26 protein-coding genes are annotated in these 24,678 nt (G+C 71.0%); 12 read left to right on the top strand and 14 right to left on the bottom strand.

Annotated features, from left to right (window positions below; all coding sequences use genetic code 11):
* Positions 1–476: 476 nt before the first annotated feature.
* Positions 477–668: a hypothetical protein gene (locus AB0E94_RS02480; protein WP_360321305.1), complete on the bottom strand. Its 192-nt coding sequence runs from the start codon at positions 666–668 to the stop codon at positions 477–479.
* Positions 665–1,189 (bottom strand): NUDIX hydrolase, encoded by a 525-nt coding sequence (locus tag AB0E94_RS02485; RefSeq protein ID WP_360321308.1) that lies wholly within the window; start codon positions 1,187–1,189, stop codon positions 665–667. The genes AB0E94_RS02480 and AB0E94_RS02485 overlap by 4 nt, the downstream gene beginning before the upstream one ends.
* A gap of 11 nt (positions 1,190–1,200) precedes the next feature.
* Between AB0E94_RS02485 and AB0E94_RS02490 the strand changes: the two genes are divergently transcribed.
* Positions 1,201–1,782, top strand: coding sequence for a hypothetical protein (locus tag AB0E94_RS02490; RefSeq protein WP_360321311.1), 582 nt, complete (start codon positions 1,201–1,203; stop codon positions 1,780–1,782).
* On the opposite strand, the gene AB0E94_RS02495 is transcribed toward AB0E94_RS02490, so the two are convergent.
* The 5 genes from AB0E94_RS02495 to AB0E94_RS02515 form a co-directional block, all read right to left on the bottom strand.
* Positions 1,755–2,693 carry a DUF2332 domain-containing protein gene (locus AB0E94_RS02495; protein ID WP_360321314.1) on the bottom strand — a complete coding sequence of 313 codons (939 nt, stop codon included), beginning with the start codon at positions 2,691–2,693 and terminating at the stop codon, positions 1,755–1,757. The genes AB0E94_RS02490 and AB0E94_RS02495 overlap by 28 nt on opposite strands.
* A 140-nt stretch (positions 2,694–2,833) precedes the next feature.
* Positions 2,834–4,048, bottom strand: coding sequence for an MFS transporter (locus AB0E94_RS02500; RefSeq protein WP_360321317.1), 1,215 nt, complete (start codon positions 4,046–4,048; stop codon positions 2,834–2,836).
* 40 nt (positions 4,049–4,088) lie between these two features.
* The gene (locus tag AB0E94_RS02505) at positions 4,089–5,198 is read right to left on the bottom strand and encodes a TetR-like C-terminal domain-containing protein (RefSeq protein WP_360321320.1); all 1,110 of its coding nucleotides are present in this window, start codon (positions 5,196–5,198) and stop codon (positions 4,089–4,091) included.
* A 39-nt stretch (positions 5,199–5,237) separates the two neighbouring features.
* Positions 5,238–5,912 (bottom strand): hypothetical protein, encoded by a 675-nt coding sequence (locus tag AB0E94_RS02510; protein ID WP_360321323.1) that lies wholly within the window; start codon positions 5,910–5,912, stop codon positions 5,238–5,240.
* A 120-nt stretch (positions 5,913–6,032) separates the two neighbouring features.
* The gene (locus AB0E94_RS02515) at positions 6,033–6,779 is read right to left on the bottom strand and encodes an NAD(P)H-binding protein (RefSeq protein WP_360321326.1); all 747 of its coding nucleotides are present in this window, start codon (positions 6,777–6,779) and stop codon (positions 6,033–6,035) included.
* A 300-nt stretch (positions 6,780–7,079) separates the two neighbouring features.
* On the opposite strand from AB0E94_RS02515, the gene AB0E94_RS02520 reads away from it, so the two are divergent.
* Positions 7,080–7,922 (top strand): hypothetical protein, encoded by an 843-nt coding sequence (locus AB0E94_RS02520; RefSeq protein ID WP_360321329.1) that lies wholly within the window; start codon positions 7,080–7,082, stop codon positions 7,920–7,922.
* Here AB0E94_RS02520 and AB0E94_RS02525 read toward each other — a convergent pair.
* Entirely contained in the window at positions 7,884–9,062 is a 1,179-nt protein-coding gene (locus AB0E94_RS02525) for a GTP-binding protein (protein ID WP_360321332.1), read from the bottom strand. The genes AB0E94_RS02520 and AB0E94_RS02525 overlap by 39 nt on opposite strands.
* 95 nt (positions 9,063–9,157) lie before the next feature.
* Positions 9,158–9,913, bottom strand: a complete 756-nt coding sequence (locus tag AB0E94_RS02530; protein WP_360321335.1) for a DeoR/GlpR family DNA-binding transcription regulator — start codon at positions 9,911–9,913, stop codon at positions 9,158–9,160.
* A 74-nt stretch (positions 9,914–9,987) separates the two neighbouring features.
* Here AB0E94_RS02530 and AB0E94_RS02535 point away from each other — a divergent pair, with 74 nt between their 5' ends.
* Positions 9,988–11,214 carry an MFS transporter gene (locus tag AB0E94_RS02535; protein ID WP_360321338.1) on the top strand — a complete coding sequence of 409 codons (1,227 nt, stop codon included), beginning with the start codon at positions 9,988–9,990 and terminating at the stop codon, positions 11,212–11,214.
* 210 nt (positions 11,215–11,424) lie between these two features.
* On the top strand, positions 11,425–12,243 hold the full coding sequence (locus tag AB0E94_RS02540; protein ID WP_360321341.1) for a GNAT family N-acetyltransferase: 819 nt from the start codon (positions 11,425–11,427) through the stop codon (positions 12,241–12,243).
* A gap of 62 nt (positions 12,244–12,305) precedes the next feature.
* On the opposite strand, the gene AB0E94_RS02545 is transcribed toward AB0E94_RS02540, so the two are convergent.
* Positions 12,306–12,671: a helix-turn-helix domain-containing protein gene (locus AB0E94_RS02545; RefSeq protein ID WP_360321344.1), complete on the bottom strand. Its 366-nt coding sequence runs from the start codon at positions 12,669–12,671 to the stop codon at positions 12,306–12,308.
* A 47-nt stretch (positions 12,672–12,718) separates the two neighbouring features.
* Between AB0E94_RS02545 and AB0E94_RS02550 the strand changes: the two genes are divergently transcribed.
* Genes AB0E94_RS02550 through AB0E94_RS02570 form a run of 5 tightly spaced genes read left to right on the top strand, consistent with a single transcriptional unit; the run spans position 12,719 to position 19,861 of the window.
* Positions 12,719–13,453 (top strand): hypothetical protein, encoded by a 735-nt coding sequence (locus AB0E94_RS02550; RefSeq protein ID WP_360321347.1) that lies wholly within the window; start codon positions 12,719–12,721, stop codon positions 13,451–13,453.
* A gap of 48 nt (positions 13,454–13,501) precedes the next feature.
* Complete coding sequence (locus AB0E94_RS02555; protein WP_360321350.1) at positions 13,502–14,800, top strand: glycoside-pentoside-hexuronide (GPH):cation symporter; 1,299 nt, start codon at positions 13,502–13,504, stop codon at positions 14,798–14,800.
* Entirely contained in the window at positions 14,797–17,622 is a 2,826-nt protein-coding gene (locus AB0E94_RS02560; protein WP_360321353.1) for a glycoside hydrolase family 2 TIM barrel-domain containing protein, read from the top strand. The genes AB0E94_RS02555 and AB0E94_RS02560 overlap by 4 nt, the downstream gene beginning before the upstream one ends.
* Complete coding sequence (locus AB0E94_RS02565; protein WP_360321356.1) at positions 17,619–19,241, top strand: glycoside hydrolase family 36 protein; 1,623 nt, start codon at positions 17,619–17,621, stop codon at positions 19,239–19,241. The genes AB0E94_RS02560 and AB0E94_RS02565 overlap by 4 nt, the downstream gene beginning before the upstream one ends.
* Before the next feature lie 2 nt (positions 19,242–19,243).
* Complete coding sequence (locus tag AB0E94_RS02570; protein WP_360321359.1) at positions 19,244–19,861, top strand: helix-turn-helix domain-containing protein; 618 nt, start codon at positions 19,244–19,246, stop codon at positions 19,859–19,861.
* 7 nt (positions 19,862–19,868) lie between these two features.
* On the opposite strand, the gene AB0E94_RS02575 is transcribed toward AB0E94_RS02570, so the two are convergent.
* From AB0E94_RS02575 to AB0E94_RS02590, 4 genes are all read right to left on the bottom strand, one after another.
* On the bottom strand, positions 19,869–20,420 hold the full coding sequence (locus tag AB0E94_RS02575; RefSeq protein ID WP_093613220.1) for a thymidine kinase: 552 nt from the start codon (positions 20,418–20,420) through the stop codon (positions 19,869–19,871).
* A 53-nt stretch (positions 20,421–20,473) separates the two neighbouring features.
* Complete coding sequence (locus tag AB0E94_RS02580) at positions 20,474–21,199, bottom strand: STAS domain-containing protein (RefSeq protein ID WP_360321362.1); 726 nt, start codon at positions 21,197–21,199, stop codon at positions 20,474–20,476.
* A gap of 10 nt (positions 21,200–21,209) precedes the next feature.
* The gene (locus AB0E94_RS02585; RefSeq protein ID WP_360321365.1) at positions 21,210–21,596 is read right to left on the bottom strand and encodes an STAS domain-containing protein; all 387 of its coding nucleotides are present in this window, start codon (positions 21,594–21,596) and stop codon (positions 21,210–21,212) included.
* Positions 21,597–21,668: 72 nt separating this feature from the next.
* Positions 21,669–22,145, bottom strand: a complete 477-nt coding sequence (locus tag AB0E94_RS02590; RefSeq protein ID WP_360321368.1) for a macro domain-containing protein — start codon at positions 22,143–22,145, stop codon at positions 21,669–21,671.
* 194 nt (positions 22,146–22,339) lie between these two features.
* Here AB0E94_RS02590 and AB0E94_RS02595 point away from each other — a divergent pair, with 194 nt between their 5' ends.
* From AB0E94_RS02595 to AB0E94_RS02605, 3 genes are read left to right on the top strand one after another with little or no spacing between them, the layout of a single operon-like run.
* Entirely contained in the window at positions 22,340–22,810 is a 471-nt protein-coding gene (locus AB0E94_RS02595) for a nitroreductase/quinone reductase family protein (RefSeq protein ID WP_360321371.1), read from the top strand.
* A 41-nt stretch (positions 22,811–22,851) separates the two neighbouring features.
* A complete protein-coding gene (locus AB0E94_RS02600) occupies positions 22,852–23,331 on the top strand; it encodes a DUF1877 family protein (RefSeq protein WP_360321374.1) in 480 nt (159 codons plus the stop codon).
* A gap of 10 nt (positions 23,332–23,341) precedes the next feature.
* Entirely contained in the window at positions 23,342–24,589 is a 1,248-nt protein-coding gene (locus AB0E94_RS02605; protein WP_360321377.1) for an alpha/beta hydrolase, read from the top strand.
* The last annotated feature ends 89 nt before the right edge of the window (positions 24,590–24,678 follow it).

Below are 24,678 nucleotides of genomic sequence, written 5' to 3' on the forward strand. Positions count from 1 at the left end.
CCCCATCGTCAGGACCGGCCGGTCCGCACCAGGATGGCTTGCTGCTCGCGGATCTTGCACGATTCTTTGCCCTCGACTTTCGCACTTTAGAGCCGAGTCCTCGCTGGTAGGGCGCGCCGTAGCGATGGATCTTGCGTTTGTCGAGGTCAGCGCGGAGTCGCGATATTCCCGGCGTTGAAGTCCGCGACCGGCGTCACCTGCGGAGACTCCGGGGGCGGGGTCAGGCAGCGGCTTCACAAAAGTGCGAAAGTCAAGTTTGCCCCTCGCGCCGATCTTGCACGATTCATCGCCCTCGCGCCGATCTTGCAGCCCTTTCCTCGTCCCGGCAGGAAGAAAGCTGCAAGGTCTCCCCGGCGCAGTGGACCTTGCACGACAAACCATGCCCAGACGTGAAGAACCATGCAAGATCGCCGCGAGTATGGAGAAACATGCAAGATTTACAAGGCTGGTCGGAGGACGAATCCGCCGTGAAGTGGCTATTTCCGGCGGGTGATCGCGGTCTCCAGACGTAGCCCGGACCCGATGACCACCAGCACGCCGGCGAAGAAGTACCCCTTCGCCGGAGTGGCATCGGTGACCAGCCCGATCAGGGTGATCAACAGTCCGACGCCGATGGCCATGGTGCCGACGATGCGGGCGGTGTCGGCGCGTCGCTCTACCGTGTTCACCCGGCGAGACGGTACAGGGTGAGGGCGGCCAGCGAGGGGGCGTCGACGATCTCCCCGCTGCGGATCATGGCGGTGACCTCGTCGTCGGTGAACGCACGATGGATCATGTCCTGCTCGGTGGCCTCCCGGTCGGGCTCGCCCTCGGCCAAACCGGTCGCCAGGTAGACGTCGAAGCCCTGGGTGCAGTACCCGTACGCCTCGTAGAGATGTCCGAGATGGATCATCCGGTCGGCCCGCAGCCCGGTCTCCTCGGCGAGCTCCCGCCGGGCGAGCGCGGCCTGATCACCCTCGCCGCCGGCGCCCCAGCTGCCCTGCGGGAACTCCCACGCCCGCCGCCCGACCGGATACCGGAACTGCTCCACCAGCCAGAACCCGTGCTCCCACCGGGGCAGCACCAGCGCGAAGTCGGGTTTCTCGACCACGCCGTAGATGCCGGGGCTGCCGTCCGGGCGGCGGACCTCGTCCTCCCGTACCGTCATCCACGGGTTCTGGTAGACGACGCGGCTGTTCACCTGCTCCATGGAGGACTCCGATGCTGTTGACGGTCTCCGGTTCGAGCTGTTCCGGAAAGACGACCACGGTCCGCGCCTGCGGCCCGGTCGAGGGTCTGGTCTGGCACGACTTCGACGAGATCGGCGTGCCAGGCGACGCCGACGTGGTGTGGCGGCAGCGCAGTCTGGAAGGCTGGATCCGGCGGGCCCTGGGCTACCAGGCCGCCGGTCTGGACATGCTGCTCACCGGCCAGTCCCCGCTCGGCGAGGTGCTGGCCTGCCCGTCCGCGCCGGAGCTGAATGGCATCGCCGCCTGCCTGCTCGACGTGGACGACGAGGTGCGGCGGCAGCGCCTTGCTCAGCGTGACCCCGGTCGGTGGGATGCCGGCGCCACCGAGGCGTTCATCGGCTGGGCGCAATGGCAACGGGCCCACGCCGCCGACCCGGATCACCGGCCGGAAGTGATCATGAACGGCGGGTGGGACCAGATGCGCTGGGCACGTCCGGAGACCTGGTCGGTTTCGGTCATCGACACGACCGGCCGGACGGTCCAGGAGTCCGCCGCCGAGCTGCGCCGGTGGATCGACGGGCAACGTCAGCCCGCGAACCAGGACATCGCCTGACCGTGGCCGCGGGCCCAGGCCAGCGGCACCCCGTCCAGGGCGACCACGTTGTGCAGCGTGTCGTCCGGGGCCGGCGGCAGGTCCTCGAACGGGACGACCCCCGGCGCCTCGACCGAGATCCGGTGCCCGGGCAGCGTCCCGACCAGCTTCTCGAACGCCTGCCGACGCTCGTCCGGCACCTGGTACAGCACCGAGGTGTGGAAGATCACCAGGGTCGCCCCGGCCGGTGCCTGCGCCGCCAGGCCCGGCAGGTCGTCGACCAGATCGCCACGGATCAGGTGCGGCGGATCGGCGGCGGCGATCGCGGCGGCCGCCTTCAGTCGCGCACGGCGATGCTCGTGCTCCGGCCAGATCAGCGCATCCAGCCAGGCGACATCGTCGGAATCGGTCACGCGCAGCGGGTTGAGGTCGAGCCCGGCCCGCCACACCACCTCCGGCAGCCGGTCCGCCGGTTCGATCCCGGTCAGCTCGCACTCCAGGACCGGATCTCCGGCCCCGATCCGCCGGTCACCGTAGCGGTAGGCGTACCGATCGGGATAAAGCCCCAGGCCGGCCGATGCGCCGACCTCCAGCAGGGCGAGGGGTTGCGGCAGCCTCTGCAGTACGGGCAACAGCAGCGCACATCGGCCGGGCTCATTGGTCTGGGTCGCCCGGGACCGCAGGTTCGGTGCGATGTCGGCCCAGCGCGCCACCGTGAATTCGTGGAACGCCTCCGGGTCGTCGACTGGTCCACCGAGCAGCCGCACCACCCCGAACAGCAGGTTCGGCTGCCGCTTGGCCTCCGGAACCGCCGCCAGCAACTCGTGGATCGCCGTGTCACCGGCGACGGCCCGGGCCAGGCGCTCGTAGGTGGGGGAGATTCCGTGGGCTTCCCGGGCGGCGAACTCGGCATACAACTCAGCTGTCGTCACTCAGACGATCTTGGCACAGGCGCTCGCGGAGTGCCGCCCCGTCACCCGTGTCCGATTCCGGTCATCGCGGAGGCAGATTGATCTGGCCACGAGATGCCAGAAATGCTCCGTTATGAGGGTACCGTCGTCGTTCGTACCCATCAGCGGGTTTGCAGATTTTGATCGGCGGTTTCCCGCGCGGTCAGCGGCGCGTCCAGGAGGTGGACCACCGCCGTCGCGACCACGGTCACCGCGGCCAGCGCGAGCCACGGCACAGCCGGGCCGCGGGCGTACAGGAGCGTGAAGAACGCCGGCGCCAGGATGCTCGCGAACGCGAAACAGTACTGGTAGACGGCCAGATACCGATCCCGCTGCGCGGGTGGCGCGGCCGCCGCGGACAGGGCGTTCGACAGCGGCGCGTGGATCAGATCGGCGGCCGCGAAGAAGATCAACCCCACCATGAGGTACGGGACGAGCGCCGCCCCCGGCACCTTGACCGCCGCCGCGAACAGCAGCGCCCACACCACCCACAGCACACCGGCCAGCGCCAGGCCCCGTGGCCGTGACAGCGGCCGGACCAGCCGGACGGCCAGCGCCTGCCCGGAGGCGAGCAGCACCGTGTTGGCCGCGAGCAGCGGCCCGACCAGCCAGTCCGGGGCGGGTAGCGCCTCGATCAGGTAGACCGGCAGCGCCACCCCGATGAACACGCTGCACAGCGCGAAGATCGTGTTCACCGCGATCAGCAGCAGATAGGGCCGGTCCCGCAGCATCGCCCGGTAGCCGCCCACGGCCGCACCCGCGGGCACGGCCGTCCGGTGGCGGGGGACCAGCGTCAGGAGCACCGCCGAGACCAGGAACGACGCCGCGTTGAACCACATCACCGGCTGATCCCAGCCGTACGCCACGACCAGCCCGCCGAGCAGCGTGCCGGCGCCCATCGACGCCATCTGGATCATGCCGGTGAGCGCGTACCGGCGGTCGGTCCTCGCCCGGTCCTCACCCGGTTCGGCCAGGCCGGCGACCACCGAGAAGAACGACGACCAGAACAGCCGCTGCCCGATCGCCGCGAGCATCGCCACCGCCAGCACCGCGGCCGGGGTGTGCGCCCAGCCGTACGCCGCGAACGCCGCCCCCTGCACCACCTGCGCCAGGATCACCCGGTCGACCGGCCGGAACCGATGCACCACCTGCCCGACCAGCAGCGGCACCGGCAGCGACCCGATCGCCGCCACGCTCAGCAACACACCGACCGTGGCCAGCGGCAACCCGGCCACATGGGTGAAATACAGCAGCGACACCGGCAGGAACAGGCCGCTGCCGAACATGTCGACGGCGAGCGCCAGAGCGAGCGGAATCAGTCGTCGGCGTCCGGGCATCGAAACTGTCTAACAGAACCGGCTCATCGAGTCCGCTGAATTACTCGGTGGAGTCGATGGTCTGGTCGATCAGGCGGACCAGGCCGAACGAGTCGTCCGGGGCGTGCAGCCGGACCACCACGTCGGCCCGTGCCCCCGGTTCCCACTTCGGGCCCAGGCGTGCACCGGCGGTGATCTCGCGGGTGAGCCTGGCCGGGGGATACGGTGCGGCCAGCGGCGCCACCCACACCTGGTCGCCGTGCGCCACGAGGATCCGGTCCGCGCGCAGGTAGGGCGGGAGCATGCCGGGCTTGGGTGTGCTCACCCGGACCGACGCGGTGAGGCGACCGTGGGCGTCGGTGTCCTGGATCAGCGGATCGCGGGACAGGATCCCGGCCGAGAGGTTCCGGTTGAGCCGTACCGAGACGGTGACCGGGCAGCCGTTCAGCACCGCTGTCTTCTGCGGCGCCTGGGTCATCAGGAGCAACGGCACATCGGCGGCCGGCAGCACGGTGCCCATCGGCACCTGGTCGATCCACTTGAACGCCCGCTCGACCGCGGGGGTGGCGGTCGCCGGCTGTCCGCCGAACCGTTCCTGTTCCAGCGCGCGGACCGGCACCGCCGCGGAGAACACCGCGTCGAGCAGCATCCGTACCACCCGATCCCAGTTCGTGCCGTAGACACTGTGATAGGTGAGCGCACCGGCCAGCACGTCGACGATGGTGTCGATGTCGGTGTCCGGCGGCAGGTCCCCGCGGGTGATCCCACGTTCGAGCGAAGCCTTGAGAACGGCTCGCCAGCCGCCGTCGCCGAGTTCGCGGATCTGTTCGGCCCGGGTGTTGTCATAGGTCGGCGTCAACGCGAGGCCCAGCAGTCTCCTGCTGGTCGGAGACTGGCCGTGGTAGTTGCCGGCCAGCCACGTCAGGATGCGGGCGAGATCGCCCCGGGTGCTCGGGTGATCCGGTTCGTCGAGGATCTCGCGGGTCCGGCCCAGTTCCCTGGCGTAGAACAGGTCGGGATCGGGGCAGATCCGTTTCAGCTCGTCGACGTCCATGTTCAGCCGCCTGGCGACCGCCTGCACCGGGAAGGCCCGCGACCCCCAGCGCGGGCTGTACTCGGCTTCGACCGCGTCGACGAAGGCTCGAACGAACTCCGGGTCAAGGTCATCCACGCGATCGAAGCTATGGACCCGGCGCAACCGGGCCGGGGGTCAGTCGATGGGGGTGTACCAGCGGGCGCCGGTGACCAGGATGCGCTTGGCCTGGTCGCGGTTCCAGACGACCTGCATGCCGTGGTCCTGGAGGATCGGGAAGACCACCTCGTCCATCAGCTTCTCCAGGTCGGCCTGGTAGGTCGCCTGCTTCTCCTGGTCGGAGAGCTTCTCGTAGGCGTTCTCGTCGAAGTCGACGGGCGGGTAGACGCCGTAACCCAGGTACACCGAGCCGCTCGGGTCGGCGATCAGCGAGTCGGTGTCCTGCTGGTGGTACCAGACGTAGCCGTGCCAGTGCCGGGAGTCGTCGCGTTCGTCGTGGATCTCGGCCGACGCGCAGGTGCCGCAGCAGCTGAAGTTCTCCCGGGCCAGCACACCCACCGAGTTGAGCTCGTCGAAGGCCCGCGTCAGGTTGCTGCGGACCTCACCCCATGACCGTTGCTGATCGCGGCGGGCGGTGAGCGCCGTCTCGTACGCCGCGGTCAGCTCCTCATCGGTGAGCCCGTGCCGCTCCTCGTCGTCCTCGAGGTAGTCGACGAACTCGGCCGGGTCGTCCTCGCCCCGGACGATCCAGGTCCAGATCTCCTCCTCGATCTCGGTGCGCGCCGGACCGGTGATCCGGGCAGGCAGGAAGCTCACACCCTCGGGGCGGTCGTTGTAGACCCAAGCACTCATGCCGGTGATGATGACACAGCGTGATCGCGGCCCGGCGAGGGCACCGGGCCGCCCGAATCAGATCAGCACCCGGCGGCCGTTCCGCGCCGGATCAGCGCGCGACATCGGTGCCGCGTCGGATCAGCGCTGAATGGCCGTACCGCCGAGGAAGCCGGACCAGCGCTCGCCGCCGGACCGATGCTCCGGGGTGAGGTGTTCGCCGTCCCGGAAGGCGCGGAACGCGGCGCCGGGAAGGCGGACCGGGACCACCCGGCGGTGTTTGCCGATCCGCGCGAGGTAGTCGCGGAACAGGTCGGGCGCGTAGAGCACCTCGGGTCCGCCGAGATCGTCGGCGCGCCCGGCGACCGGCTGGTCGACGAGTTCGGCGATACGGGCGGCGACGTCGTGGGTGGCGATCGGCTGCACCTTGACGTCCGGCGCGAGGACCATCGGGAGTTTGGCGGCGATCCGGGCGCCGGCCAGCACGAAGTCGTGGAACTGGGTGGCCCGCAGCGTGGTGCCGCCGTAGGCCTCGATCAGTCCTTCGGCTTCCAGCTTGATCCGGTAGTAGGGGTACGGGATCCGGTCGACGCCGACGATCGAGACGAAGACGACGTGCGGCCGCCCGGCCCGGGCGGCCGCGTCGAGCAGGTTGCGGGTGGCCTGGATGTCGGTCTTCCCCTGCCGGCGGGTGTCGCTGGCGCAGTGCACGACCGTGCCGACGCCGTCGAGGGCCGCGTCGAGCCCGGCTCCGGAGGCGAGATCGCCCTGGTAGGCGCTACCGGGACGGCGGCTCAGCCCGCGGACGTCGTGGCCGAGGGAGGTGAGGAGTTCGGCCACCGGGCGGCCGAGGGTGCCGGTGGAACCGGTGACGAGGATGCGCTTCATGCCCACAGGACGGACCGGCCCGCGGAAATGTGACAGTCTTCGCCCGGTGGATCGTGAACAGGTGGTGCGCGGCCTCGCCCGGAACCCGTCGGTGCCGGCGGCCGCCCTCCTGCGCCTGCTGCCGGACTGGCCGGACGCGATGAGCTGCGGACTTTCCGTTCGGGCCACCCTGCCGAGGCCGGTGCAGGAGGCGATGGCGGTGCACCCGTCGCGGAAGATCCGATCCGCCCTCGGCACCCATCCGGCCGCCGATCTCACCCTGCGGGCGGCCCTGCGTTCTGGACCACGCTGCACCTGCCGTTGTCACGCGAGTTGGCCGAACAGGTGGCGGCATCCGGCGACCTGTCGGCGATGGCGTCGGTCGCCGCGAACCCGACCACCCCGCCCGACCTGATCGACACCCTGTCCCGGCACCCGCACGCCCCGATCCGGGAGGCGCTCACCGGCCAGGACCTCACTCCTGAGCAGGTGCGGCGGCTCGCCCTCGATGAGGACCCGGCGGTCCGCCGGGCCGTTGCCGCCCGGCCCGGCCTGCCCGATGATCTGATCCGGTCGCTGGCCGCCGACCCGGACCAGGCGGTCCGCATCACGATCGAGCAGTATGCCTATGTCAGCGACGACGACCGGGCCGCACTGTCGCTGCCCGAGCCGGATCTGCCGCGCGCGATGCGGTGGGCGCGATCGGACAACCCGCGGCTTCGCCGTCGGGCCGCGTCGGTCACCGGGTTGCCCTCCGATCTGGTTGCGGTGCTCACCGACGACCCCGATCCGGCGGTACGGCGAGAGCTCGCCACCACCCACCCGGGCGTCCCCGGCGAACTGTTGCTGCGCTGCTTCCTCGACGGCCAGGCGAGGCACGCGCTGCCGGCCCGGCCACAGTTCCCGATCCACGGCCTGGCCCGGTTCGCCGTCCACGACGACGCCGAGGTGCGCTGCCTCGCCCTGCGCGACCCGGCCCTCGATCCGGCCGTCGCCGACCTCCTGACCCGTGACCCGGCCGGACGGGTCCGCGCGGCGGCGGCCCGCTGCCCGCGCCTGCCCACCGGCCGGATCACCGCCCTGCTCGACGACCCGGGACTGGCCACCGACGCCGCCGCGAACCCGTCACTGGAGTGGGAAGCAGCCCTCGAACGGATCGGGTAGCGCCCGCCAGGCCTCGAACCCGGCGGCCACCTCGTCGTCGGTGAGCAGGCAGGAGCTGAGCAGCCCGATCAACGCTGTGTCGTCGAGGCCGAAACCGATCAGCGCGAGCACCGTGTTGCGGTCGCCGTAGTAGGGGTGCCAGGACAGGTCGGCCGCGATCCGCCGCTGGCCGCCGGCCTCCATCCACCGGTCGGCGGGCAGGGCGTCCAGCCAGTAGCCGAGGCTGCCGAAGCTGAGTCCGCCGCCGGCCGACTCGAACGCGATCACGGTGTCCGGCTGGCTGGCGATCCAGAGCTGGCCGCGCCCGCGGATCGCCTCGGCGGTCAGTTCGTCGAGCGCGTCGTGCAGGCGCTGCGGGTGGAACGGCCGCCGGGCGCGGAAGACCACACTGGTCTCCGGGTCGTGCACGCCGATCGCCCGGCCCTCCAGCGCGAGCCCGAGCAGGCCGGGCCGTTCCGGGTCGTGCCGGCGGGTGCCGCGGACCAGGGTGGACAGTCCGCCGATGTCGAGGCTGTGGGTGGTGCCGGTGGGGATCTGGACGGCCCACGGCGCGAGCCGGTGCACCAGCGCGCCGAGCCGGTCGAGGTGGTCGGGATCGCTGCCGGGCCGGCTCCACAGCACGACCGTGTCGCTGAACTCCACCTGGTGCACGACCACGTCGGCGACTGCGCGGTGGTCGTCGTCGGCGGCGTGCAGCCCGCGATGGCGCAGGTCGTCGGTGCTGACCAGGTCGTCGAGGAACCGGTCGGTGTCGACGACGGTGACGTACGAGTCGAACCGCACCTCGGCCAGCGGGGTGCAGGCGGTCGCGACGGCTTCCGGTTCGATCGTGGGCGGCAGGACGAGCAGCAGATCATGTCCGGGTCGTCCGGTGGCAAGGCGGGCCAGGGTGGGTACGACGTCCTCGCGCAGGGTGCACGCGACGCACCCGTGTTCGATCCGGACCGTCTCGTGTTCGAGGACCTCGGTGGCGGTACGAACGGTCCGCAGCACGATCCCGTCCCGGATGCCGGTGATGTCGTGGCTCACCGAGACGAGCCGGTCGTCGGCGAGCAGGAGGGCCTGGGCGGTGGCCTGGACCGCGCTCGGGACGAACCCGGACAGCACGGTGACGGCGGTGGTGGTCAGTTGGACGCTCACCGGACCATCTTGTTGGAAACGGTTTTCATTGTAAAGTAGCGGCATGTCGCCGAGTCCAGCTTCGGCAGCCACGCCGGACGCCTCCGGCGTGGGCGTCACACCCGGTGCACGACCGTGCCGGCCGCGGCGAGGGCGTCGGTCTGCTCCTCGGGGGCGTCGTCCGTGGTGATCACGACGTCGAAGGCGGAGACCGGCGCGACGAACGCCAGCGCGGTCCGGGTGAACTTCGCCGGGTCGGCCAGCGCGATCACCCGGTGCGCGGAGGCGATCACCGCGCGCTTGATCGCGGCGTCCTCCAGGTCGTAGGCGGTCATGCCGTCGGGGGTCAGCCCGCAGCAGCCGATGATCGCCGTGTCGAACCGGAGCGCCGCCAGCGACGCCAGCGCGAGCGGGCCGGTCAGCGCGAGCTCGTGGGGGCGTGGCTCGCCACCGGGCAGCAGGAGCCGCACCCCGTGCTCGCCGATCAGTACGTCGACCGAATGCAGCGACATCGGCATCACGGTCAGCCGCCGGCCCGGCAGCAACCGGGCCACCTCGACACAGGAGGTGCCGCTGTCCAGCACGATCGCCTCACCGTCGGCGAGCATGCCGACCGCGGCCGCGGCCATCCGGCGTTTCGTCTCCTGACCGTTCTGCGCGCGTAGCATGAACGGTGGCTCCTCACCCCGCAGCGTCAGACTGCGGGCCCCGCCACGAAACCGCGTGATCATGCCGCGCTCGGCGAGTTGCTCCAGGTCGCGGCGGACGGTCATCTCCGAGGTCGCGGTCAGCCTGGACAGCTCCCGGACGGTGATCGTCCCGTCCTGCTTCACCGCGTCGAGGATCTGCCGGTGGCGGTCGGTGAGAGTCATGCCCGTCATTGAACCGTAAAGATGGCCCCGTCACAACGTTTCGAACATCAGATCTGTTTGTTATGTTCGAAAACATGTTCACAACCGTACGGCCGGAGACGGTCCGGGCAGCCACCACGGCCACCTACGTCGCCTTCATCGGCTCCGGCTTCGCGTTCGCCAGCTGGGCCTCCCGCATCCCGCAGGTCCGCGACCAGCTCGGCCTCGACCCGGCCGCCCTCGGCCTCGTCCTGCTCGCCATCGCCGCCGGGTCCCTGCTCGCGCTCCCGCTCTCCGGCCCGGTCGTCACCCGGATCGGCTCGTCGCGCACCGTCATGGCGATGGCCCTCCTGCTCGGTGTCGGCCTGACCACCGCAGCCCTCGGCTCCCTGGCCGGCGTGGTCCCGGTTGTGATCGGCCTGTTCCTGCTCGGCTTCGCCAACGGCGCGTGGGACGTCGGCATGAACGTGCAGGGCACCGTCGTCGAACGCCACCTCGGCCGCTCGATCATGTCCCGCTTCCACGCCGGGTTCAGCCTCGGCACCGTCGCCGGCGCCCTCCTCGGCGCCGGGATGGTCGCCCTGCACGTGCCGGTCGCCGCCCACCTCACCGGCGTGACCGTGCTGGTCGTGGCGGCCGTCGTGTGGCAGGCCCGCCACTTCGTCGCCGACCACTCCCACGACGAGACCACGCACGACGCGTCCGAACCGGCGCCGAAGGTCAGCGCCCTGACCGCCTGGAAGGAGCCGCGCACCCTGCTGATCGGCGTGTTCGTGCTGGCCTTCGCGTTCACCGAGGGCGTCGGCAACGACTGGATCAGCATCGCCGCCATCGACGGCCACCACGTCTCCCCGGCGCTCGGCACGCTGGCCTTCGCCGGGTTCCTCACCGCGATGACCATCGGACGCTGGTACGGCCCGGCGATACTGGACCGCCACGGGCGTACCCCGGTGATCCGTGTCCTGGCCCTGATCGGCACCGCCGGAGTGGCCCTGTTCGTCTTCGCCCCGAACCCGATCCTCGCCTACGCGGGCGCCCTGCTCTGGGGTTTGGGCGCCTCCCTCGGCTTCCCGGTCGGCATGAGCGCCGGCGGCGACGACCCGACCCGCGCCGCCGCCCGGGTGAGCGTGATCGCCTCGATCGGCTACTGCGCCTTCCTGGCCGGCCCACCGGTGATCGGCTTCCTCGGCGACCGGATCACCGTCCTACGTGCCCTGATCCTGGTAGCGGCCCTGCTGGGCCTGGCCGCCCTGATCGCCACCGCGGTCCGCCCCCTCCCGATCCGAGAGCCCGCGGTCAAGTCCCCGTCCCCCCACCAGTAGAGACCGTCGGCGGCCCGCCGAGCCGAACCCCGCTTCGGGCCCGACGCGCAACTGCTCATTGCCGCAGGTCACCACGCTGCCGGGCCGGCCAGCCCGCGTGGACGTATGTGGTTCGGATCGGGCCGCGGGTCACCACGCTGATGGCGTCGCGGTGGGTGGGTGAAGTCTGGGGGTTAACCGGGGGCGGGCGGATGCCTAGAGTTCGGGAGTATGGCGGGCTACCGGCTGCGGCCGTTGCGGGTGGGGGAAGCTGTCGGTGAGCGGCTCGGGCCGGTGGAGTGGTCGCTGGTGGCCGACGCTGATGACGGGACCGTGGCGGGGTGGGCGTCGTTGCGGTCGTGGACCGAGGATGACGGGGTTCATCTGTTTCTGACCCACGGGCATGTTCGGGCCGGTGACCGGCGGCGTGGGCTCGGTGGGCTGCTGCTCGACGCCAGTGAGGCGGCCGCCGCGAGGCTCACCGAGCAGCGGCGGCTCGGTGGGACGGTCATGCTCGGGGGCAACGCCGACGACGGGGAGGACGACCGGGCGGCGCTGCTGGCCAGCCGGGGATATGCGCGGATCTTCACGATGGTCTGGATGCGGCGGGAGGCTTCGCCCGTACCGAAGAAGGATCTGCCGGAAGGGATCGCGGTCCGGAACGCGACCGTGGACGATGCCGGGGATCTGTGGCGGCTCGCGCAGCGAGCGTGGGCCGGGCGGCCGTTCGTGAGCCTGCCGTCGCAGGATCGGCTGCGGGACTGGCTGCATCGGTCGGATCGGTCGTCGTTCCTGGTGGCGACGTCGGGGGAGCGGATCGCCGGGTTCGTGGCGGTGCACGGTGACGAGGTCGAGGACGTGGCTGTGGACCCGGATTTTCAGCGGCGCGGGCTGGCGTCGGCGCTGCTCACCCGGGCGCTCGCGGAACTCGGCGGGCCGGCCCGGCTGCGGACCGAGGCGCACGATCCGGCCGGTGCCCGCACGCTCTACGAGAAGCTCGGCTTCCGGGTCGCGACGAGCCACCACCGGTATCGGAAGCCGCTGCGATAGGCGACCGGGCCGGCTTGTCAAAGCGACAGTGCCGGCCTCTCAAACGCGAGAAGGGCGGCCGATCAGGCGCGGTAGGCGGCGCGGGCGGCCGCGATCTCCGGGGCGTGGGCGACCGCCCATTCGCCCACCGCGAGGATCAGCGGGAGCAGGGAACGGCCCAGGCCGGTGATCGCGTACTCGACATGGGACGCGGTGATCCGGCGGCTGACCAGGCCGTCCTCCTCCAGGCCGCGCAGCGTGCGGGTGAGGATGCGCCGGCTGAGCCCTTCGACCGTACGATCAAGGCGATTGAAGCCGGACGGGCCGCCGTCGCGGAGGATGACCAGCACCAGGACGGTCCATTTCTCCCCGACGAGCCGAAGGATGTCGGTCGCCTCGCACGACTCCCGCGAAGCGGTGGTGACGGGCAGCGGCAGGACCGGTGACATAAATGTGCCTTCTTTCGGGCGCGTCCGGCGGCGTCGACGATCCCAGTATGCGCACTGTGGTGATCGCGGGCGGGACCCGCGGAATCGGCCGGGCCCTGGCCGAGTCGACAAGGGCGAAGGCGAACGTGATCGCGCTGGGCAGCGCCGACGCCGACCTGACGTCGATGCGGGCGACCCGTGAGCTGGTCGGCCGGCTGCCGGACCGGATCGACGCCCTGGTTCTGTCGGCGGGGCAGTTCTCCCGGCGGCGGGTCGTGACCGCCGAGGGCCACGAGCGGACGTTCGCGATCGGTGTGCTGGCCCGCCACCTGCTGGCCGACGGCCTGCGCCCGGCCCTGGAACGCAGCCCGAACCCGATGATCCTCAACCTGTGCGGCGTCGGCGGCATCCGGGCCGGCCACGTCCACTGGGACGATCTGACGCTGACCCGCGGCTACTCCCTGTTCGCCGCGACGATGCAGGTGGCCCGGGCGAACGACCTGCTCGGCGCCGGGTTCGCCGGCCGCTATCCGGGCACGCCGATCCGGTACATGCTGTACAATCCGCTGTTCGTCGACAGCGGCATGCACCGCAACTTCGATCAGCCGGCGCGGGCTCTGATCGGCGCCGCCGCGCGGGTGTTCGGCGAGTCCACGGGGAGGGCCGCCGCCCGGCTGGAACAGCTGCTGGAAGCCCCGCCGGCCGCCCCGCTGACGGCGTTGCGGCGCGGAGAAGCGGTGCCGCTGCCGGATCCGGCTGATGCCGCCCGCATGTACGACGTGATCCAGCACACCCAAAAATGACACACGTGTGTTATTTTCCTGCCGCGGTAGCGGAAGGAAGAGAAGCAAATGGGCTGGAGCACGAAACTCGCCTATGGCTGGGGGAGCCTCGGCAACAACATCATCTACGGGTTCGTCGCCACGTATCTGGCGCTGTTCTACACCGATGAGCTGGGCATCGCGGCCGCCTCGGCGTCGCTGCTGTTCCTGATCGTCCGGGTGGTCGACGCCCTGTTCGACCCGGTCATGGGCATGCTGGTGGACCGCACCTCGTCACGCTGGGGACGGTTCCGGCCCTACCTGCTGTTCACCCCGCCGGTCCTCGGCCTGCTCACCGTGCTGGCGTTCTCGGTGCCGAAGCTCGACGGGTCGGCCACCCTCGCCCTCGCCTACGTGAGTTACCTGCTGTGGGGGCTGTCGTTCTCGGCCATGGACGTCCCGTACTGGTCGATGTCGGCGGCCCTCACCGTGGACGCGTCCGAGCGCACCTCGCTCGTCATGGTCCCGCGCACCCTGGCCAGCATCGGGTTCATCGGCGTCAACATCGTCACGCTGCCGCTGGTGGCCGCGCTGTCCTGGCAGGCGGTCTCGGTCGTCTACGCGATCACCGCGATCATCCTGACCTGGATCACCTTCGCCCGGGTCCGCGAGCGCGAGGACTACGTGCCGTCGCCACGTTACGGCGCCCGGGAGATGCTGGCCCTGTTCGCCCGGAACGGCCCGCTCCTGCTGCTGCTCCTGGCCATGCTGCTGACCGAGATCGCGTTCACGATCCGCAGCATCATCCCGGCCTACTACCTGCGCTACAACTTCGACGCCGAGGCCCTGGTGCCGGCGTTCATCGGGGTCTTCGCGATCACCACGGTCACCGGGTCGCTGCTCAGCCCGGCGGTGGCGAAACTGTGGGGCAAGCGGCGGGCGGCGCTGGCCGGGCTCGCCGTCACCACGGTCACCTCGATCGGATCCTGGCTGACCGGATACGAGTCGCTGACCCCGATGCTGGTGTGGATCGCGATCACCGGGCTCGGCTACGGCGTCACCAACATCACCCTGCTGTCGATGCTGGCCGACACCGTCGAGTACGGGCAGTGGCGCACCGGACGGCGTACCGAGGGACTGGTCTTCTCCAGCAACATCTTCAAGACCAAGGTCGCCTCCGCGCTCGGCGCCTCGCTCGGCCTGGCCCTGCTCGGCGTCTTCGGCTACGTCGCCAACACCGACCAGACCCGGGCCACCCTGGACGGCCTGCACGCGACCATGACCATCGTCCCGGGCGTCATCGGCGTGCTCGCCGCGATCCCGCTGATCTGGTACCGCCTGGACGAGAGCCGGCACGCCGAGCTGGTCCGGGAGCTGGAGCTCACGTGAACCTGGACCGGATGCGCCGCGACGTCGAGGATCCGACGATCGTCGGCTGGGGACGGATGCCGCAACGTGCCGAGCGATCAGAAGCGGACACCATCGAGCGGATCAGCCTGCGCGGCACCTGGGCGTTCGCCTGGAGCCCGACCATGGCCGAAGGCCCGTGGGGTGAGACGGAGGTTCCCGCGGTCTGGGAACTGAACGGCTACGGCACCCCCTACTACCTGGCCTTCCGCTACCCGCCGGCGATCGGCAAGGACGGCCGCCTCGACCCGCACGACCGGCCCACCGGCATCTACCGCCGCCGCCTCGACATCCCCGGCGACTGGGCCGGCCGCCGCGTCACGCTGCGGTTCGAGAGCGTCAAATCCGCCTTCCACCTGCTGCTCGACGGCGAGCTGATCGGCTACAGCGAGGGCTCGATGACCGGCGCCACCTTCGACCTGACCGATCGGGCCACCACCGGCAGCGAGATCACCGTGGTGGTCCATCGCTACTCCACCGGGACATACCTCGAAGACCAGGACATGTGGTTCCTCTCCGGCATCACCCGCGACGTCTGGCTGGAGGCCGAACCCGCCCACGCACCCTGGGACATCGTCGTCACGACCGATTTCGACCATGTCGAGAACCGGGGCTCGCTGCGGGTCGAGACCGACGCCCACGTCCAGGTCCACCTCGGCGACGATCTCATCGCCGAGGGCGCGGGGTCACTCGAGGCGGTCGACCTGCGGGTCAGCCCGTGGAGCGCCGAGACCCCCATTTTGTACGATCTCCGCGTCACCACCACCGCGGACGACGGCACACGTGACGTGCGGCACCTGCGAACCGGCTTCCGGCGCGTCGAGATCGTCGGCGAGCAGCTGCGAGTCAACGGCCGTCCGATCGTCCTGCACGGCGTGAACCGCCACGACTTCCACCCCGAGCGGATCTGGGACGTCCCGGCCGACGTCCGCGAACACGACATCGCCCTGATGAAGGCCGCGAACGTCAACGCCCTCCGGCTGTCTCACTACCCCAACCCGGACCAGGTCTACCGGCTCGCCGACGAACACGGCCTCTACGTCATGGACGAGGCCGAGGTCGAGTCACACGGGGTGCGCCGCCGTGGCATCCCCGGCGACGACCCGGCCTGGCAGCCGTCGGTGCTGGCCCGGGTCGAGGCGATGGTCCGCCGCTCCCGCAACCACCCGAGCGTGATCATGTGGTCGCTGGGCAACGAGGCGGGCGACGGCGAGGCCTTCCGCGCCGCCAAACGGGCGGTCCTCGCCCTCGACGACGGCCGCCCGGTCCACTACGAGGGCGACACCACCCTCACCACCTCCGACGTGTACTCGCTGATGTACCCGACACCGCAGCTCGAACGGCGCATCGGCGAGCACCGCGACGTGCGGATCAACCTGATCCAGAAACTGTTCAACAAACTCGCCGGCGACGACAAGGCGTTCCCCGCGGCGCGGTACACCGGCCGGCCGGTGATCGCCTGCGAGTATGCGCACGCCATGGAGAACAGCTTCGGCAACGTCGCCGACCACGTCGAGAACTTCCACCGGTACCCGAACTGGGCCGGTGGCTTCGTCTGGGACTGGGTGGACCAGACGATCGCCGTACCGCTGAAGGATGATCTCGTCCGGCAGGCCTATGGCGGCGCCTTCGGGGAGACGCCGACGGACCGCTGGTTCTGCGCGAACGGCGTCGTCGCCGCCGACCGCACCCCGCACCCCGCCTACGATGAGCTGGCCAAGGTCTACCAGCACGTGGTGATCACCCGCACTCCGGACGGGGTCCGGCTGACCAACCGGCACAGCTTCGACGACCTGACCGGCCGGGCCCTGTGCTGGCGGCTCGAACGCGACGGCGCCACCGTCGCGTCCGGGCAGGTCAAGGACATCGTGACCGCGCCCGGCGCGAGCCGCGAGGTGCGCCTGCCGATCATGCCGGTCGCCGGGCCCGGACTGTGGGCGCTGATGGTCGAGGTCGGCGACACCGCCTGGGAACAGTTCGAACTGGCCCGCATCCCGGCCACCGGCTTCTCCGAATGGGCCGCCGTCGACACCCACGACGGCGCGATCACCTCCCTGCGGTTCGGTGGAGTCGAGTTCCTGAGCAGCCCGCTGCGGCTCAACCTGTGGCGCGCCGCGACCGACAACGATCGTGGCCTGGCCAGCTTCGCGCCGGTGCTGACCCCGCTGACCGGCGTGTCCGCGTGGCGGCGGGCCAACCGGCGCGCCCGTCCCTACCGCTCCGACCGGGGCCGCAGCCGCTGGCGGGTGCGCGGCGCCGACATCAGGCTCGCCGTCGAGGCCACCGACCGTGGCGTCCGGGTCGAGATGTGGGCAGCCGCCGGCCGTCGTGAACTGGTCCGGGCCGGGCTCACCGGCACCCTCGACAGCCGCTTCGACCACGTCGAATGGATCGGCCGTGGCCGTGGCGAGAACTACCGCGACCGCTGCTCCGGTTCGCCGCTGGGCCGGTGGTCCCGCTCGGTCGAGGAATTCCCGCACGCCTACGCACATCCGCAGGAGAACGGGAACCGTACCGGTCTGGAGAAGCTGACCCTCACCGGCGGCGGCCTGACCCTGACGGTCCGGCGCATCGCCGGCAACCCGTTCGAGGCGTCGGTCCGCCCGTACACGCAGGAACAGCTCGCCGCGGCCGCGTACGCTGACGAACTTCCGGCAACCGGACCGGCCACCCTGTCGCTCGACGTCGCGCACCGCGGGGTCGGCGGCGACAAACCGGGTGACCTGCGGCTACAGCCGGCCGCTCGCCTCGCCCGTGGACGAACCTGGCACACCGCCTGGCTGATCGAAGGGATGACGAAGTGACCGAGTGGAGGCTCGCCGTCCGGCGACGCGGCACCGTGGCGCCGATCAGCGCCACCGACGCGACCGTCACCACCGGCGGCGACGGGCCCGGCTTCTGGCTCGACGTCACCCCCGGCACCGGCGAACTCGAACTCGACCACCTGGTGATCCGGCTGCCGGCCGAGGTCTCGCCCGGCGAGCTCGCCTGGCTGTCCGGATACCAGACCTGGTCGGAGTCACAGGTCCGGCCGCTGCGGGCCGGGCGGCGGCCCATGCACCCGGTGGGCCGGCTGTTCAAATTCGACAGGTACGGCGACGCCGCGATCGCCACCGGCCAGCGGGACCCGCGCGCCGAATGCTCCCACGAGGTCCTCGCCGTCCAGAACGCCGACGGCGCTCAACTGTGGGGGTCCCGGCTCGGCTTCGACGCGTACACGATCATCGAGGTCGGCCGGGGCGAGCTGCGGATCGTCGTCGACGTGGCCGGCTGGCGCCTGGAACCCGGCCGCACCGTCCGGGTCGCCTGGATCGACCACCAGCGCGGCGAACACGCCCCCGAACTGCTGCGCGCCTGGGCCGGATCGGTCGCCACCGCCCGCCCGGCCGGCCCGGTCACCGGCTGGACCAGCTGGTACCGGTACTACAACGACATCGACGCACAGAGGCTGACCGGCGAGATCGACGTGCTCGCCGGGTCCGGGGTGCGGTTCGACGTGTTCCAGATCGACGACGGCTGGCAGACCCGGGTCGGCGACTGGACCACCTTCGCACCGGGCTTCCCCGACGGTGTCGCCCCGCTCGCCACCTCCGCCCGCCGCGCCGGGATGCGGCCCGGCCTGTGGCTCGCCCCGTTCGTCGCCGCCCGCAACAGCGACCTCGCCGCACAGCACCCCGACTGGCTGCTGCGCGACGACCGCGGCCACCGGGTGCCGGCCGGCTGGAACCCGGGCTGGAAAGGCACCTTCCACGCCCTCGACCTGGAACATCCCGAAGTCGTCGAGCACCTCGCGGGCGTCATCCGTACCGCCCGCGACGTGTGGGGTTTCGACTTCTTCAAACTCGACTTCCTGTACGCCGCCGCGCTCGACGGCCGGCCCGGCGCCACCCGCGCCCAGCGGATGCGGCGCGCCATGAACCTGCTCCGCGAATGGTGCGGCGACGCTGCGATGCTGGGCTGCGGGGTGCCCCTGGTCAGCGCGGCCGGGCTGGTCGAGTACTGCCGGGTCGGCGCCGACGTCGCCGCGAAATGGGAGGACCCGGTACAGCGCGCCCTGCGCTACCCGGAACGGATCTCCACCGTGTCGTCGATGCGCAGCAGTGTGGCCCGCGCCTGGATGGACGGCACCTGGTTCGGCAACGACCCGGACGTGGTCATCCTGCGCACCGACGACACCCGGCTCACCGACGCCGAACGCCGTGCCCTGTTCACCGTCAACACCACCCTCGGGTCGCTGGTGTTCGTCAGTGACGACATCGCCGGCTACGACGACGCCACCACGGCGCTGCTGGCCGGCTGGGACCCGCCGGGCGCCGCCGTGGTCCGGCAGCACTCCCGGGCCGGGGGAGTGGACCACCTGGTCACCGACCGTGGGGCGCTCGGCCTCGCGCTCGGCGACGGCACCGGCCGCGTGGTCGGGTAGTCGTGGGCGTACGGGAACGACGCCGTGAGGCGCTGATCGCCGCGGCCCGGGAGCTGTTCCTGGAACGTGGTGTCGACCAGGTGACCATCGACGACATCGCCGACCGCTGCGACGTGACCAGGCGGACCGTCTACCGCTACTTCGCCACCCGCGAGCAGGTCGCCCTCGCCGTCGAGGTGGACGTGCTGCACAGATGGGGGCGGCTGCTCGACGAGTACCGCCCCCGCTGGACCGGCACCGGCGCCGAACGGCTGCGGTCCGCGTTCGCCGACATCGAACAACTCGTCGACGACGCCGCCGACGAGGTCCGCTTCACCCGCGTCTTCGACGCCCAGCCCGGTGTCAACGTGACCGACGAGCTGGGCCGGCAGTTCCACGCCGCGGTCCGCGAGCTGCTCGCCCCGATCGTGGAGATCCTCGACGCCGGCCGCCGGGACGGCACGCTGGTCTACGCGGTGCCGCCGGAACTCATGGCGTCCACCATGACCAACGCCTACCTCGGGCTGGCCCAGCGGGTCTACGGCATGGGCGACCGGCTCTCCGACGAGCAGGGCATCGAGCCCCGCCGGATGCTGACCGAGCTGGGCCGGCTGTTCCTGACCGGGCTGGGCGCCGTCTAGGCTTTTTTCAAGGCAGGACCACACATCGGCGGCAGCGGGCCTCATACGTGTACGTCCCGTCGTCGGGCAGCGCCGTCGACGGCGCCAGCTCCCGGATCATCGGCTTGCCGTGCTCCAGCACCTGCGTGTGCGTCGCGTCCAGCGACCGGCACACGTCACAGACCGCCCGCCGGTAGATCACCTCGGCCGGCGCCAGCTCGAACAGCGCCCGCACCGGCGCGAACAACTGCCCCCGATGGTCCAGGTCGATCCCGGCGACCACCACCCGCACCCCGGACCGCACCGCCGCGCCCAGGACCGCGATGTCGTCGACGGTGAACATGTGGATCTCGTCGACGCCGATCACCTCGACCCCGCCGTCGGCCGCCCCGGCCAGCGTGTGCACCTTCACCGTCTCCAGGCTGCCGCCCGACCGTGACGTCACCGCGGTGTCCCGCCCGTGCCGCGCCGACTGGAACACCCGGTGCGGAATGTTCGCATATTGCAGCGGCGACAGCAGGCTGATCATCTCCAGCGACTTGCCGCCCTTCATCGGGCCGAGGATCACGGTCAAATCCATGCCGCACACCGTGCCATCCCACCCGGCCGCGCTTCAAATCATGATCGGGAAAATTATGATCGGGACAGCGTGGCCCACACCACTTTGCCGTCCCCGGTCGGCTGACTGCCCCAGTGCGCCGACATCGCGTCCACCAGCAGCAACCCGCGCGGCGCGGCCGGATCAGCGAACGCCGGACCGGGCAGACGCGGCACCTCAGCCGAACCGTCCCGGACCGCCAGCAGCAGATACCGCTGGCTCAGCGTCAGCCGCAGGCTCAGCATCGTCCGCGCGTGCACCACCGCGTTCGTCACCAGCTCACCGGCGATCACCGACGCCGGATCGATCAGGTGCGGCAGCGCCCACCGCAGACACGCGGCGGCGACCACGTCCCGAGCCCGGCGGGGCGCACCGGTGACCGGCAGCAACATGTCGCTGATCGCCGGCAGCCCCGGACCCGGCTCGGCGATCATCGCCGCGTCGACCGTGTCGAACACGACCAGCCGGCCGAAACCGCCGCCGACCAGCAGCCGGGACATCGCCGGAACCGGCGCCGCCAGCAGCAGCGGAGTGCCGGGCCACACCGCGGCCTGCCGGGACACCGCCAGGAACACCGCTGCGGCCGCCGACTCGGCCACCGCCATCCCGGCGAGATCCAGCACCACCGCGTCGGGCTGCTCGATCAGGCACTTCATCAGGGCCAGGCGGACCTGCGGCGCCGACGACACGGACAGCTCGCCGGTGACCCGCACCAGCAGCCGCGTGCCGATCGACTCGACGTCGCATCGGATGGCCGTCACCCGCCCATTGTCACTCAGTCCTTTCGGCCCCCGCGCCATTTGCCACCGGGAGCGAAGCCCTGGTCACGGCCAAGTAGTCCACCAGCTCGGTCACCCGGAGAACCTGGAACACGATCGGGGACACCTCAGCCACCGACAGGCTCGCCCCGGCCTTCTCCGCCAGGTCCCGACACTCCAGCAGCGCCCGGATCCCGGCCGAATCGAGGAAGGTCAACTCGGCCGCGTCGAGCGTGACGTGCCGGGGAGCAAGGCGCTCGACCGTGTCGGACACCGCGTCCCGGAGACGGCCGGCCTCGTCGTGGTCGAGCTCGCCGATCAGCGACACCCGGACCTGCCCGTCAGCCTCGAGCGGGCCTGCCAGGACGGTGAGCCGAATGGTGGAATGGCCGAAATTCATCAGGACCCCTGTCAGGCACGCGGCGGTGGCCCCTCACTGCTGAAGGTGTCACCGCCACCCTACGCCCGAACGTCAGTCGAAGTCGTAGACGGTCACCGGAATGTCGCGTTCACACAGCGCGGCCACGATCATCGGCTCGATCCGCTCCCACTTGCCGCCGGACAACCCGCACCCGATCCGCGGCATGTGCACCGAAGCCCTCAGCTCGGCGGCATGATCGGCAACCGTGTGCAGGCAGCGGCCGATCGCCTCGTACCGCACCGGCGGGCCGCCGCTGCCCGATCTGATGCCCCGCTGGCCGACCATGTTGGCCACCCACACGTCCGGCTGGACCTGCACCAACTGCGTCGCCCCGAGCCCGAAGTCGTTGCCGGCGCGCTCCCGGTGCCACTGCCGGAACGCCCGTTCCGGCTCCTTCCAGCGCCGGGAGATCGCCACCACGAACCCCTTGCCCCATCCACCGATGTCATTCGACACATGCGCGATGATTTTGGGGCCCTTGGCCTGCGGACTGGTGGCGTCACCCTTGACGAACTTCAATTCCAACACCAGACGATCTTCGCGTACGGACGCCGAGCGCCGCGACCGCAATACGACCCCGCGGCCGACGCATCACGCCGGGATTGCCGGGATCCGCGACCGCTGCTGTACAGCCGTGTCCACTGAACGGCGCTCAGCATGCGCCCAGCTGACACAGTGGATGGTCAAGCCGTCGGACTCGTCTCCCGTCAGGGGTGATCGGTGTGTCAGAGAACCGTCAGTTGAAAAGCCCGTGGCTCCCGCCACGCTGGGTGATCCGGACCGCCTGGGCGGTGCACCGGGGCCTCTACCGGATCACCGGCGGCCGGTTCGCCCTCCAGCGGGCCAAGCCCGAGAAGTGGGGCACGATGCGGGTCACCGTGACCGGCCGGAAGAGCGGCCAGGAACGCCCCGTCATCCTCGCCTACATCGAGGACGGCCCGAACCTGTCCACCCTGGCGATGAACGGCTGGGGCGAGGGCGACCCCGCCTGGTGGCTGAACCTGCAGGCCAACCCGGACGCCCACGTCGTCTGGCCGGGCGGCGAGGGCCTGGTCCGGGCGCGGGCCGCCGAGGGCGCCGAACGCGAACGCCTCTGGGACCTGTGGCGCACCACCAACAAGGACCTCGACGCCTTCGCCTCCAACCGGACCACCCCCACCGCCGTCGTGATCCTGGAGCCCCGAGCCGGGTGACCCTCGCGTTTTTGTCGGTGGGGCGTCCTATGATCGGCGCCATGTTGGGAGTGCACTACGCGATCACCGCCGAGCAGGAGAAACTGCTGCTCGACGCCGATGGCGACGACGACGCGGTCAGCGAGATCATCGGCGCCCTCGAGGAGGACTGGGCCGACGACGCCCTCAAAGCCGACACCGACAAGGCGTGGGATGCGATCCATCGCTGCCTCACCAACGGCACGCTCGACCCCGACGGCGGCACCCAGCCGCTCGCCCTCGCCGTCGTCGGCGGCCGCCACCTGCACGACGAGATGTATGTGGTGTATGTGGCGCCCGACGAGGTCCGGGCCGTGGCCGAGGCCCTGGCCGACATCGACGAGCCATGGCTGCGGGCACGCTTCGGCGACTTCGACGACGACTATGACGGCGCCGCCGACGACGACGATTTCCACTACACGTGGGACGGCCTGGTCTGCCTCAAGGGCTTCTACCAGCGGGCCGCCGCCGCGGGCCGGTCCGTCATCTTCACGGCGATGTGAGCGAGGCACCGTGACGAGCTGGCAGATGACCGTGGTGGCCGCCTTCACCAGGCTCGCCTACCAGCGGAAATTCACCACCGAGGAAGCGGGGCTGCGCACCCTCGCGCGCCCCAAGGGCCCATCCAAGCCGCCTTCGGCGATCCTCCGGGCGTACGCCGTGAGCACCACCCGTGACCACGGCTTCGACCTGCACCGGCTCCGCCCGCCGGGCCCCGACACCGGCGTGACCGTCATCTACCTGCACGGTGGCGCGTACACGAGCGAGATCGTCAGCCAGCACTGGTCGCTGATCGCCCACATCGCCGACCGGACCGGCCACCAGGTGCTCGTCCCGATCTACGGCCTGGCCCCCACCCACACCGGCCTGGAGGCCCTGGCTTTCGTGACGGCGGTGATCGCCGCCGAGACAGCCCAGGGCCGCCGCTGCTACCTGGCCGGCGACTCAGCGGGCGGAGGCCTGGCGCTGCTGGCCGCCCAGGCCGCAGCAGGCAACCCCACCCCACCCACCAACGCCACCGCCGAAACCGGCGTGGCGTTTGACCCAGCTACCGTCGCGCTCGGCGTTCCGCCTGACCCAGCTACCGTCGCGCCCGGCGGCACTGACGGAGCGCTTGACCCGTCCGCCGATGCTCCCGGCGGGACCGGCGGAGCGTCTGGCCTATCCGCCGTCGCGCCCGGCGGGACCGGCGGAGCGCTTGACCGGTCCGCCGATGCTCCCGGCGGGACCGGCGGAGCGTCTGACCTATCCGCCGTCGCGACGGCTGGGACCGCCGACCCGCCTGACCCAGCCGTCGTCGCGACCGCTGGGACCGGCGTTTTCGGGGGAGCGCCGGGCGGCACCGGCGTTCTCGGGGGAGTGGTCGGCGTGACCGCGATAGCCCCCTGGCTCGACCTGTCGATCAGTAATCCCGAGGTCGACAAGGTCGAGCCGCACGACCCGTGGTTGCGCCGCCCCGGCCTGCGCCCATTGGCGGCAGCCTGGGCCGGCGAGATCCCGCTCCAGGACCCCCGGCTGAGCCCGCTGTTCGGCGACCTGACCCGTCTGCCCCCGTTGCAGATCCTGGTCGGCACCCGAGACATCACGTTGCCCGACTGCCGCCTGCTCCGCGACCGCCTCCCGCCGACGGTGCCTCTCACCTACCACGAGGAGCCGGGCGCCGTGCACGTCTACCCACTGCTCCCGGTCCCCGAGGCCCGCCCCGGCCGCCAGGCGATCATCGACCACATAGTCGCAACCACAGCCCACCCACCACAGTGACCTTGCCCTTGCCGAGTCACCACAGCACCGTGCCGCGTAAAGCCAACGAGTGGCCGGGATCCGCCGGCTCCCTTCCCGCCGTGACCGTG

Source organism: Actinoplanes sp. NPDC026670, from assembly GCF_040638175.1.
Lineage (GTDB): Bacteria > Actinomycetota > Actinomycetes > Mycobacteriales > Micromonosporaceae > Actinoplanes.